The sequence below is a fragment of the Streptomyces sp. NPDC004031 genome, assembly GCF_053604375.1.
This window is the reverse complement of the sequence record NZ_JBSGHL010000031.1, coordinates 81,628-93,634: the sequence shown is the minus strand read 5'-3', so window position 1 is coordinate 93,634 and position 12,007 is coordinate 81,628. Positions and strand designations below refer to the sequence as shown.

Annotated in this window: 8 protein-coding genes and 2 pseudogenes; 6 read left to right on the top strand and 4 right to left on the bottom strand. The window is 75.8% G+C overall.

Annotated features, from left to right (window positions below; genetic code table 11):
* Positions 1–135: 135 nt before the first annotated feature.
* Positions 136–1,713, bottom strand: a complete 1,578-nt coding sequence (locus ACWERV_RS20790; protein ID WP_452935036.1) for an MFS transporter — start codon at positions 1,711–1,713, stop codon at positions 136–138.
* Between the two features lie 85 nt (positions 1,714–1,798).
* On the opposite strand from ACWERV_RS20790, the gene ACWERV_RS20785 reads away from it, so the two are divergent.
* The gene (locus ACWERV_RS20785; RefSeq protein ID WP_452935034.1) at positions 1,799–2,200 is read left to right on the top strand and encodes a MarR family winged helix-turn-helix transcriptional regulator; all 402 of its coding nucleotides are present in this window, start codon (positions 1,799–1,801) and stop codon (positions 2,198–2,200) included.
* 143 nt (positions 2,201–2,343) lie between these two features.
* On the opposite strand, the gene ACWERV_RS20780 is transcribed toward ACWERV_RS20785, so the two are convergent.
* Entirely contained in the window at positions 2,344–3,612 is a 1,269-nt protein-coding gene (locus tag ACWERV_RS20780; RefSeq protein ID WP_452935032.1) for an MFS transporter, read from the bottom strand.
* 17 nt (positions 3,613–3,629) lie between these two features.
* Here ACWERV_RS20780 and ACWERV_RS20775 point away from each other — a divergent pair, with 17 nt between their 5' ends.
* The 4 genes and pseudogenes from ACWERV_RS20775 to ACWERV_RS20760 all read left to right on the top strand — a co-directional run bounded on the left by ACWERV_RS20775 (position 3,630) and on the right by ACWERV_RS20760 (position 8,765).
* On the top strand, positions 3,630–4,853 hold the full coding sequence (locus ACWERV_RS20775; protein ID WP_452935029.1) for an ROK family protein: 1,224 nt from the start codon (positions 3,630–3,632) through the stop codon (positions 4,851–4,853).
* A gap of 212 nt (positions 4,854–5,065) precedes the next feature.
* Positions 5,066–5,380 (top strand): SHOCT domain-containing protein, encoded by a 315-nt coding sequence (locus ACWERV_RS20770; RefSeq protein ID WP_452935027.1) that lies wholly within the window; start codon positions 5,066–5,068, stop codon positions 5,378–5,380.
* Positions 5,380–6,190, top strand: a pseudogene (locus tag ACWERV_RS20765) (ABC transporter ATP-binding protein). The gene ACWERV_RS20770 and the pseudogene ACWERV_RS20765 overlap by 1 nt, the downstream one beginning before the upstream one ends.
* Positions 6,187–8,765 (top strand): annotated as a pseudogene (locus ACWERV_RS20760) (ABC transporter permease). The pseudogenes ACWERV_RS20765 and ACWERV_RS20760 overlap by 4 nt, the downstream one beginning before the upstream one ends.
* A 92-nt stretch (positions 8,766–8,857) precedes the next feature.
* Here the strand turns inward: ACWERV_RS20760 and ACWERV_RS20755 are convergent.
* Positions 8,858–9,433 (bottom strand): ATP-binding protein, encoded by a 576-nt coding sequence (locus ACWERV_RS20755; RefSeq protein ID WP_452935051.1) that lies wholly within the window; start codon positions 9,431–9,433, stop codon positions 8,858–8,860.
* A 249-nt stretch (positions 9,434–9,682) separates the two neighbouring features.
* Positions 9,683–11,026: an aminotransferase-like domain-containing protein gene (locus ACWERV_RS20750; RefSeq protein ID WP_452935025.1), complete on the bottom strand. Its 1,344-nt coding sequence runs from the start codon at positions 11,024–11,026 to the stop codon at positions 9,683–9,685.
* A 165-nt stretch (positions 11,027–11,191) separates the two neighbouring features.
* Between ACWERV_RS20750 and ACWERV_RS20745 the strand changes: the two genes are divergently transcribed.
* Positions 11,192–11,980, top strand: coding sequence for an alpha/beta fold hydrolase (locus ACWERV_RS20745; RefSeq protein WP_452935048.1), 789 nt, complete (start codon positions 11,192–11,194; stop codon positions 11,978–11,980).
* Positions 11,981–12,007: the final 27 nt, after the last annotated feature.

Genomic DNA, 12,007 nt, shown 5'->3' with positions numbered 1-12,007 from the left:
CGGATGAAGGACGTGTCCAATACGGAATGCCCGGGCCAAAAGCCCCCGGGGGGGCGCCCGCCCGGCCCCCCTCAGCTGGGGCGGGGGGCCGGTCGCCGGTCGCGTGCCCGCCCCCGTACCGCGGGCACGCGGCGGTCAGGCGCGGGCGGAGCCGTCGCCGTCCCGGTGGGACGCGCCCGCGGTCGCCACGGCGTCGCCCTCGGCGGCGTCCTGCTGGGCGGCGGTCTGCCGGGCGCGCTCGTCGCCCTCGGAGGAGGCGACGAGGATGCCGTACGACGGGCGCCGCCTGCGCAGGCCGGTGAGGGTGAGGAGCAGGCCGACGAGTCCGATGACGGTGACGACCCACAGGGCGGGGCGGTAGCTGTCCAGCACCGCCTGCTTGGTGCCGGCCGAGCTGCCGGTGGTGTCGGTGTTGGCGGTGACCACCGCCGTCACCACCGCGAGGAAGATCGCGCCGCCGACCTGGAAGGACGTGTTGAGCAGGCCGGAGACCATGCCCTGTTCGTGGTCCTTGACGCCGTTGGTGGCCTGGATGTTGAGCGCGGGGAAGGCGGTGGCGAAGGCCCCGCCGAGCAGCAGCATCGACGGCAGGATGACGCCCGCGTAGCTCGGGTGCAGGTCGATGCGCAGGAAGAGGATGTAGCCGATGACGAGCGCCACGAAGCCGAAGGCGGTCACCCGCGGGGTGCCGAACCGGTCGACGACCGGGCCCATCCGGGTGGACAGGATCGCCACCAGCGAGCCGGCGGGCAGGAAGGCGAGCGCGGTCTGCATGGCGCTGTAGCCGAGCACGTTCTGCAGGTACTGCGTGACAAGGAACTGGAAGCCGACGTAGGAGCCGAAGAACGTCGCGGCCCCCAGGTTGGCCCGTACCTGGGTGGAGGAGCGGAGGACGCCGAGGCGGACGAGCGGCGATGCGGAGCGGCTCTCGATGACGGTGAAGGCCGCGAGCAGTACGGCGACGGCGGCGAAGGAGCCCAGCGTGCGGGCCGAGGTCCAGCCGGCGCTGGAGGCCGAGACGACGGTGAAGACCAGCAGCAGCATCGAGGCGGTGCCGGTCACCGCGCCCGGCAGGTCGTAGCCCCGGCCCGCGGTGCTCTCGCGCGGGGTGCGCGGGATCAGCTTGAGTCCGGCGATCAGCGCGATCACCGCGACCGGCGCGGGCAGCAGCATCGTCCAGCGCCAGCCGGCCTCGGTGAGGAAGCCGGACAGGACCAGGCCCATGGAGAAGCCGGTCGCGCCGCAGCTGGAGTAGATCGTCAGGGCGCGGTTGCGGATCGGGCCCTCGGCGAAGGTGGTGGTGATGATGGACAGGCCCGCGGGGGCGGTGAACGCGGCGCTCAGGCCCTTGACGAAGCGGGTGGCGATCAGCAGCGAACCGGAGTCGACGAGGCCGCCGAGCAGTGAGGCGACGGCGAAGACGCCGAGCGCGATCAGGAAGACCCGGCGCCTGCCGAGCAGGTCGGCCGCGCGGCCGCCGAGCAGCAGCAGGCCGCCGTAGCCGAGGATGTAGCCGCTGACGACCCACTGCAGCGAGGTGGTCGACAGTCCGAGGTCGGAGCCGATGGAGGGGAGGGCCACGCCGACCATCGAGACGTCGAGGGCGTCGAGGAAGAGCGCGGCGCAGAGCACGAAGAGCGTGCCCCACTGAAGGGCGCTCCAACGGTCCTGCGCACGGGGGACGGTGGCGGACGTGGGGGACGGAGAGGTCATGATCGGTAGATTACATGCAAGCGCATGAGATGCAAGCGCATTTAATTACCGTGCATCGGGGTCCGTTTTCTGCTACCCTGCGGGCATGGCAGTGGACAAGGACGAGCGTGCGCTGGAGCGCGAGTGGCGGGAGATCCTCGCCATCCACGCCCGCACGGCCTGCGAACTGGACCGTGAACTGACCCAGTACGGTCTGTGCGCGAGCGACTTCGAGGTTCTCGACGTGCTCGCCGGAGACCCGGAGGGCGGCGGCTGCACCTTCCGCGTGCAGGAACTGGCCGACCGTGTCCACCTCAGCCAGAGCGCGCTGTCCCGGCTGGTGGCCAGGCTGGAGAAGGAAGGCCTGGTCGATCGCGGCATCTGCTCGGAGGACCGGCGCGGCGTCTACGTCGCCATCACCGACAGCGGCCGCCTGCGCCACGCCGAGGCCCGCCCCGGCCACCGTGCCGTCCTGGAGCGGATGCTCCCCAAGCACGCCGAGGCGTAGCGCCTCCCGGCGGCCCGGCTCCGGCTGCCCGCCGCTCCCTTTTCGTATGAGTGTCGTACGAGCCGTACGCGCATGAGCCCCGCGGGCCTTCCGCCCGCGGGGCTCCCGTACGTCCGGGCCGTGCGGCGGCGGCCCGGATCCCGTCAGGCCGCCGTACGCCCCAGGTTGCGCACCGAGTACGCCAGCACCGCCGCGACGGCGCCGAGTGCCGACACCGTCGTCAGGGCGGTCGGCAGTCCCACCGCGTCGGTGAGGAAGCCGATGGTCGGCGGGCCCATCAGCAGCCCGCCGTAGCCGAAGGTGGACGCGGTGGCCACGCCGCCGGGGCCGGTCAGCGCGCCCGCGCGGGCGATCGTGGTGGGGAAGGTGTTGGAGAGCCCGAGGCCGGTGAGCGCGAAGCCCAGGACGACCAGCGGCAGCAGCGGGGCCAGCGCGGCGAGCAGCATGCCGCCCGCCGCGAGCACCGCGCCCAGCACCAGCACCCGGGTCTGGCCGAGCCGCAGCAGCAAGGTGGTGCCGGACAGCCGGCCGAGCGTCATCGCCAGCGTCACCGCGGCGTATCCGGCGGCGGCGACGCCGGGTCCGCGGTGCAGGTCCTGCTGGACGTGCAGCGGGCCCCATTCGGCGAGCGCTCCCTCGCCGTACGTCGAGCAGGCCGCGATCAGCCCGAAGAGCGCGACCAGCAGCCCCGGGCGGCGGGCGGCGGCCGCGGTGGGGGCGCCGTCTCCCGGCACCGTTTCCGGTGCGGCTGTCGCCGGGATCTGCTCGGGCGGCGGCACGAGCCTGGTGCGCAGCAGGACGCGCCCGGCGAACAGCACGGTGAGCAGGCCGACCGGGGTGAGCAGCGCCAGGTGGACGGCGGGTGACAGATGCGGCGCCAGCAGTCCGCCCAGGCCCGCGCCGACGAGGCCGCCGCAGCTGTAGGCGGCGTGGAAGGACGACATCACCGGGCGGCGCAACGCGGCCACCAGGTCCACGGCGAGGCTGTTCATGGCGACGTTCAGACCGCCGTACGCTATGCCGAACACCAGCAGGACCAGGCCGAGGGCCATCGCCGAGTGGGTCTGCGGCGGCAGGGCGATGCTCAGCGACAGCATGACGGCGGTGCCGACGGTGACGCGGTCGCTGCCGAAGCGGCGGCAGAGCCGTCCGGTGAGCACCATGGTGGCCACCGCGCCGGCCGACACGCCGAGCAGCGCCAGCCCGAGCTGGCTCGCGGAGGCGCCGGTCTGGGCTTTGATGGCGGGAATGCGGACGACCCAGCCCGCGAGGAGGAAGCCGTCGACCGCGAAGAAGACGGTCAGGGCGACGCGCAGGCGGCGCAGGGCGGGATCGGTGGTCGGGGTACGGGGAGGTCGGGACGGCCGGGAAGATCGACTCAGGGCCGTCCCTATTTTGTTCAGTGTCGGCACAAAGTGAGAATAGGGGGGTGACACAGATTCGGACAAGGCTGGAGCGGGGCCGCGGAGCACTCGGCCCCGCGCTCGCGCTCGTGCACACCGGCCGCGCGGCGACCCGCGCACTGCTCACCGCGGAACTGGGGGTGACCAGGGCCACCGCCGGAGCGGTCGCCGCCGAACTGGAAGCACTGGGGCTGATCCGGGTGGACACCCGCCCCAGCGGCCCGGCGGGCGCGCAGGGCCGCCCCTCGCACCGGCTGGACGTCGCGCCCGAAGGCCCGGTCGTGCTCGCCGCACAGGTGCACGCCGACGGCTTCCGCGCCGCGCTCGTGGGCCTCGGCGGCGAGATCGTGGCGACGGCGCCCGGCTCCATGACCGTGCCGCCCGATGCCGCGCACGTGCTGGGCGCGGTCGTCGAGGCGGGCGCCGGACTGCTGCGCGCGTCGGGGCGGGTGTGCGTCGGGGCGGGCCTCGCGGTGCCGTCCGCGATCGCCGAGCCCGAGGGCCTCGCGCTCAACCCGCTGCATCTGTCCTGGCCCGCCGGTACGCAGGTGGCCGAGGTCTTCGCCGGGCAGATCGCCGAGGTGGGCATCTTTGGCCCGGACGGCGGACCGGTCCCGTCCTTCGTCGGCAACGACGTCAACGTCGCCGCCCTCGCCGAGCACCGGCACGGCGCCGGGCGCGGCGCGCAGCACCTGCTGGTGGTCGCCTCCGGGCACCGCGGTGTCGGCGGCGCGCTGGTGCTGGACGGCCGCCTGCACACGGGCAGTTCGGGCCTCGCCCTGGAGGTCGGCCACCTCACCGTGCGCCCCGACGGGCGGCCCTGCTACTGCGGCAGCCGCGGCTGCCTGGACGTCGAGGCCGACCCGCTGGCCTTCGTGGAGGCGGCCGGGCGGACCCCGGGCCCCGAGGTGTCGCTGCTCGACCAGAGCGCGGCCCTGCTGCGTACGGAGTACGCCGACCCCACCGTCCGGGCCGCCTCGCTGCTGATGATCGACCGGCTCGGACGCGGCCTCGCCGGGCTCGTCAACGTCCTCAACCCGGACCGCATCCTGCTCGGCGGGCTGCACCGCCACCTGCTGGACGCCGATCCGGAGGCGCTGCGCGCGGTCGTCGCCGACCACAGCCTGTGGGGGCGCAGCGGCAGTGTGCCGGTGCTGGCCTGCGCGCTCGACCACAACAGCCTGGTCGGCGCCGCCGAACTGGCCTGGCAGCCGGTGCTCGACGACCCGCTGGCCGTCCTCGGCGGCTGACCCGCGCGCGGGGCCTACCGGCCGCTGGACGCACGCCCCGCGCCGCCCCTCGGACCCGCCCCCGGCGCCACCCGTGGGAGTGCCGGGCGGGGCGCGGCGTACTCCCCGCGGAGCAGCGGCGGAGCCGCCAGCCGTACGACGATTTCGGCGGCCGCGGACGCCAGGCTCGGTGGTGTCGGGAGAACCCGGCACGACCGAGGAGTTGACAGACGATGGACACCCTGGCGTGGCACGACGGCGGGCCCGGCCCGTGGATCCTGTTCTTCCCCCTGATCTGGGTGTTCGCGGTGGCCGCCGTGGTCACCGTGCTGCGCCGCACGGTGTGGCGCGGACGCGGCGCCCCCTGGCGGCAGTTCGGGCTGCCCTCGGCGGGCGGCGGCAGCGAGCACAGCCCGCTGGCGGTGCTCGGCCGGCGGTTCGCCTCCGGCGAGATCGACGAGGAGGAGTACTGGCACCGCATGTCGGTGCTGGAGGAGCACTTCGCCCGCGGCCCGCGTGACCGCAACACCGCCAAGGGCGGGGCCTGATGCCCGGCACGACGACCGACCGGCGCGGCCCCGCCGCCGCGCGGGTCGTGGACGCCGTGAAGGTGCACGGCGCGGGCGACACCGCGGTGCGGGCCCTGGACGGTGTGACGGTGGGCTTCCCGGCCGGCCGCTTCACCGCGATCATGGGGCCCTCCGGCTCCGGCAAGTCCACCCTCCTGCACTGCGCGGCGGGTCTGGACGCACTCACTTCGGGCGCCGCCTTCGTCGGCGGCACCGAGCTGGGACCGCTCGGCGACCGGCAGCTGACGCTGCTGCGCCGCGAGCGGATCGGCTTCGTCTTCCAGTCCTTCAACCTGGTGCCCACCCTCGACGTCGCCGAGAACGTCACGCTGCCGCTCGACCTCGCGGGCACCCGGCCGGACGCGGAGTGGATCGACGCCCTGATCGACGTCGTCGGCCTGCGCGACCGGCTGCGGCACCGGCCCGCCGAGCTGTCCGGCGGGCAGCAGCAGCGCGTCGCCGTGGCCAGGGCGCGGGCCGGCCGCCCCGAGGTGGTCTTCGCCGACGAGCCGACCGGCAACCTCGACTCGCGCACCGGCGGCGAGGTGCTGGAACTGCTGGGCCGCGCGGTCCGCGACATGGGCCGCACCGTCGTCATGGTCACCCACGACCCTCCCCCAGGGCCCTACGGGCATGGGGGTGCCCCCAGCCGCCGCGCACGCCGACGAGGTGGTCTTCCTCGCCGACGGCCGCCTCGTCGACACCATGGCCGACCCCACCGCCCCGAGGGTGCTGGACCGGATGAAGGCATTCGACGGCCGCCGTGCCGCGGGCGGTGACCGGCCGTGAGCCGCACCTCCGCACCCGCCTCCGCCGCGGCTCCGCTGCGCCTCGGGATCGCCGGGCTGCGCGCCCACAAGCGGCGCTTCGCGGGCACCTTCGCCGCCGTCTTCCTCGGCGTGGCCTTCCTGACCGGCACCATGGTCATGGGCGACACCCTGCGGGCGAGCTTCGGCACGCTCTTCGCGACGGCCAACGGCGGTACGGACACCGTCGTCCGCGGCGCCGACGAGATCTCCGCGGGCGGACCGGGCCGCAGCACCCGCGAGCCCGTGCCCGTCTCGCTGGTGGACACGATCCGCCGGGTGCCCGGTGTCGCCGCGGCCGCGCCCGACATCGAGGGCGCGGGACAGCTGACCAAGGCCGACGGCACCGCGCTGGAGACCCGCGGGCCCACGGTCGCGGCGGCCTGGATCGACGACCCGCAGCTCAACCCGTACAAGATCGTCGAGGGCCGCGCGCCGCGCGCGCCCGGCGAGATCGTCGTCAACCGGGGCGCGGCCGACCGCGGCGGCCTGGCCGTCGGCGCCCGCACCGTGCTGCGCACGCCCGACCCGGTGCACGTCACGGTCGTCGGCGTCGTCACCTTCGGCACCGAGAGCGGGGAGGGCGAGACCACCTGGGCCGGGATGACCCCGCAGGACGCCGAGCGGTACCTGATGCCCGCGGCGGGGGAGGCGACCGCCGTCAAGGTCCGCGCGGACCCCGGGCTCGGCCAGGAGGAGCTGACCGCGCGGGTGGCGAAGGTGCTGCCCGCCCCCTACGAGGCGATCACCGGCACCCGGGCGAGTCAGGAGACCGAGCAGGACACCGCGGGCACCTTCCTGGACGTCTTCACCGCGCTGCTCACCGTCTTCGCCGGGATCGCGCTGCTGGTCGCGACCTTCAGCATCCACAACACCTTCGCGATCGTGGTCGCCCAGCGCACCCGGGAGAACGCGCTGCTGCGGGCGCTCGGCGCGACCCGCCGCCAGGTGCTCGGCACCACGCTCGCCGAGGCGTCGCTGGTGGCGGTGTCGGCGACGGGGGCCGGACTCCTCGCCGGCCTCGGCGTCGCCGCCGGGCTCCAGGCGCTCTTCCCGGCGGTCGGCTTCCCCTTCCCGGGCGGTGCGTTGAAGGTGCACGCCCTCGCGCTCGCGGTGCCGGCGGCGGTCGGCCTGCTGGTGTGCGTCGGCTCGGCGGTCACGCCCGCCCTGCGTGCCGGGCGGACCGCGCCGGTGGCCGCGCTGCGGGAGAGCGCGGCGGACACGCCCGGTGTGTCGCGCCGCCGGGCGGTGGCCGGGCCGGTCGCCGCCGTGGCAGGCGTCGCGGCCACCGTCGCCGGGGTGGTCGCGGGCCCGAGCCTGCCGCTCACCGCGGCGGGGGCGGTGCTGACGCTCGCCGCGTTCGTGGCGCTCGGCCCGGTCGCGGCCCCGGCGGCCGTACGGGTGCTGGGCGCCCCGATCGCCCGGCTGCGCGGGGTGAGCGGCGGGCTGGCCCGGCGCAACGCGCTGCGCAGCCCGCGGCGGACGGCGGCCACCGCGACCGCGCTGATGATCGGTGTGGCGGTGGTGTCGCTCTTCACCGTGCTGGGCGCCTCGTTGAAGGCGACGCTGCACCGGACGGTGGACCGCTCCTTCGCCGGTGACGTCGCCGTCGGCACCCCCGGCTTCGGCCCCGGCGGCGCCGGGCTCAGTCCGCGGCTCGCCCCGGCGGTGGCGCGGCTGCCCGAGGTCAGAGCGGCCGTCGGGCTCGGCGCGGGCGTCGCGGACGTCGGCGGGCACGGGCGCAGGATCTGGTCACCGACCCGGCGGCCCTGTCCGGGCTGCTGGACCTCGGCACCGTGCACGGCTCCCTCGCCGACCTCGGCACGCACGGCGTCGCCGTCGCCGCGCGCGAGGCGGACGACCGCGGCCTGACCACCGGCAGCACCGTTCCCTTCACCTTCGCCGACGGCACCCGGACGACCTTCACCGTCGAGGCCGTCTACGACCGGCCGGGCCTCGCGGGGAACTACCTGATCACCCGCGCGGCCTGGGAGCCGCACCGCACGCAGGACCGGGACACGCTCGTCGCCGTCGCCTTCCGGGACGGGGTGTCCACGGCCGCCTGTAAGGCCGCGGTGACCCGGGCGGTGGTCCCGTTCGGGTCGCCCGACGCGCAGACCAGGAGCGAGTACGCGGCGTCCTCGGCGTCCGGCGTCGACATGTTCCTGACGCTGATCTACGTGCTGCTCGCCCTCGCGGTGCTCATCGCGCTGCTCGGCATCGCCAACACCCTGACCCTCGCGGGGCACGAGCGCACCCGGGAGCTGGGCCTGCTGCGCGCGGTCGGCCAGACCCGGGGGCAGCTGCGGGCGATGGTGCGCTGGGAGTCGGTCGTGGTGGCCGCCTTCGGCACCGCGGGCGGGCTGGTGCTCGGCGGCTTCCTCGGCTGGGCCCTGGTGCGGGCCGCCGACAGCACCGGCACGGGCGCCTTCGCGATCCCGCCGCTGCCGCTGGCGGTGGTGCTGCTGGCGGGCGTCGCGGCGGGCGTGCTCGCGGGCTGGCGCCCGGCCCGCCGTGCGGCCCGGCTGGACATCCTGCGGGCGGTCGCCGCGCAGTGACGGGGACGTACGTCGGGCGCCGCCTCCCCCACGGGGGGGGCGGCGCCCGGTGCGCGGGGGCCGCCGGCGCCCACACCGGCGGCTCCGCGCGGTCAGGCCGCCGCAGCGACAGCGGCCGGTTCGGGGACCGTGCCGGTGACCGGCGCGGTGACGGGCTCGTGGGTGGGCTCGGGCAGCGGCTCGGGCATGGCCCGTTCGAAGGGCACGCAGTTGCGCACCGGCAGCATCGTCGGCACCGCGACGGGGGTGCGCAGCACGAACCACACGACCTTGCCGGCGTCCAGCGGGAGCAGATCGGTGCCCCAGGTGTCGCTCAGCGCCTCGACCATGGTCAGGCCGCGCCCGGTGGTGGCCATCGGCTCCACGGGCCGCAGCTGCGGCAGGCGCGGGTCGCTGTCGGTGACGGCCACGGTCAGCCGGTCGTCGGCGAGGGTCAGCCGGACGCGGCACTTCTTGTCGGGCCGGGCGTGCCGGTGCACGTTGGCCAGCAGCTCGCTGGTGGCGCTCGCGGCGGGCTGGATCAGCGGATCGAGTCGCCAGTAGCGCAGCTGCGCCGCCACGATGCGGCGGATCTGCTGGATCCGGTACGGGTGCGCCTCCAGTTCGAGGACGCACTCGCGGGGTGTTCGATGGGTCGGGTCGGTCCGGTCGGTCTGTTCCGCTTGCATGATCACGGCTGCGACTCCCTCCGCGGCTGGGACGGTCCCGCACGTGCGGGCTCCGGCCCTCCGCCGCTCCGATGGGAAATTGAGCGAAACTGCGTAGAGTGACTGCTTCAGCACTCCGTGATGCGATAACAGCGTCACCCGATGTGGGGAATGTCGCAACTTGTCGCGCGTCGCATCGCTGACCTGCCCATTCGGTGGCCGCACCGGCGCCGTCCGCGCCCCCGGTGCCGCCGACCGGCGGGGGGTCGCTCACTCCGGCCCGAGGTCGTCCGGCCCGGTCCGTGCCAGCTCGGCCAGCGTGTCGAGGGCCCTGCGCAGCACCGGCGGCGGGGGAGAGGCCAGCCCGATCCGCACCGCGGCCGGAGTGCTGTGCGAGCCCACCACGAAGGACGCCGCGGGCGTGACCGCGATCCCGCGCCGGGCGGCGGCGGCCACATAGGTGTCGGCCCGCCACGGCGGCGGCAGCTCCAGCCAGCAGAAGTACGAGCACGGGCCGGAGCGGACGGCGAGCCCGGCCAGGGCCTCGGCGGTCAGCTCGCCGCGCAGCCGGGCGTCCTCCCGCTTGGCGGCACTCAGGGCCGCCGCGGTGCCGTCGCTCATCCACCCGGTCGCCGCGGCCAGGGCGTACCCGGCGCTCGTCCAGCCGCCGGAGCGCAGCGCGGCCGACACCCGTGCGGTGAGCGCCGCCGGGGTCGCCGCGAAGCCCGCCGTCAGGCCCGGCGCGAGGCGCTTGGAGAGGCTGTCGACGAGCACGACCCGCTCCGGCGCGTACGCGGCCAGCGGCGGCGGCGGGTCCGCGGGCAGGAAGGCCCAGATCGCGTCCTCGACGGCGGTGAGTCCCGACTCCCGCAGCGCCGCCGCCAGTTCGGCCCGCCGCCGCGGGCCCATGACGGTGCCCAGCGGGTTGTGCAGCGTCGGCTGGACGTAGAGCGCGCCGAGCGGCGCCGCCCGGTGCGCGGCGAGCAGTGCCCCGGGCAGCAGCCCCTCGGCGTCGCACTCCAGCGGTACCAGGGTCACCCCGAGGCGCGCCGCGACGGCCTTGACCACCGGGTACGTCAGCGCCTCGACGCCCAGCCGGCCGCCCGGGGGCACCAGCGCGGCCACGCACGCGGCGATCGCCTGCCGCCCGTTGCCCGCGAAGAGCAGGCCCGCCGGATCCGGCGCCCAGCCCGGCCGGGCCAGCAGGTCCGCCGCCGCGGCCCGCGCGGCGGCCGTACCGCCCGCGCCGGACGGGCCCAGCGCGGGGCCCAGCACGTCCGGCCGGGCCAGCCGTGCCAGCGCCGCGGCCAGCATCTCCGGCTGGCCGGGTGTGACGGGGTAGTTGAGCTCCAGGTCGACCCGGGCGGTGCCCGGCTCGGCGAGCGCCGGGTCGGCGGCGGGCGGCGCGGCACGTACGAAGGTGCCGCGCCCCACCTCGCCGACGACCAGGCCGCGCCGGGTCAGTTCGGCGTACACCCGGCTCGCCGTCGACTCGGCGAGGCCGTACCGCCGGGCGAACGCCCGCTGCGTCGGCAGCCGGTCGCCCGGCCGCAGCCGCCCCGCCGCGATCTGCGCCGCGACCGCGTCCGCCGCCTGCCGGAAGTCCCGTGCCATCCCCTGCTCCCCGCCCGCCCGCGCCACCGTGTCGGGGCACCGGCACATTGCCCCGACATCAATGCCGGGCATTGCTCCGCTGATTGCCCTCTGCCTAGCATCGGACCAGTCACCACCACAAGGGGGAAACCGCACGTGAACACGGCTTTCGTCAACGGCATCAGCATGACCTACGGCGACACGGGCGGCGACGGAAGCGCCCTGCTGCTCATCCACGGGCACCCCTTCGACCGCACCATGTGGGCGCCGCAGCAGGACGCCGCCCCCGGCCACCGCGTCGTCACCCCCGACCTGCGCGGCTACGGCGGCAGCCAGGTCGTGCCCGGCAGCACCCCGCTCGGCACCTTCGCCCGCGACCTCGCGGCGCTGCTCGACCACCTCGGGATCGCCGAGGCGGTGGTGTGCGGACTGTCGATGGGCGGTCAGATCGCCCTGGAGTTCCACCGGCTCTTCCCGGACCGGGTCGCCGGGCTGGTCCTCGCCGACACCTTCGCGCAGGCCGACACCGAGCAGGGCAGGCAGGAGCGGTACGCCCGCGCCGACCGGCTGGAGCGCGAGGGCACGGCCGGGTACGCCCGCGAGGTGCTCGGCTCCATGGTCTGCGCCGCGACCCTCGCGCGGCGGCCCGAGGTGGCCGACCACGTGCTCGGCATGATGCTCGCCGCCCCGCCGCAGGGCGCCGCCGCGGCCCTGCGCGGCCGCGCCGAACGCCCCGACTACACCCCCACCCTGGCCGGTGTCGCGGTGCCCGCCCTGGTCGTGGTCGGCCGCGAGGACGTCTTCACCCCCGTCCGCGACGCGGAGTTCCTGCACCGGCACATCCCCGGCGCGACCCTCACCGTTGTCGAGGACGCCGGCCACATGCCCAACCTGGAGTGCCCCGACGCCTTCAACGAGGCCCTCGCCCGGCTGCTGGCCCGGGTGCCGCGGGCCCGCGCGAGCGCCCGGATGTGACGGAAGCCTGACGGCCCGCCCGGGGCC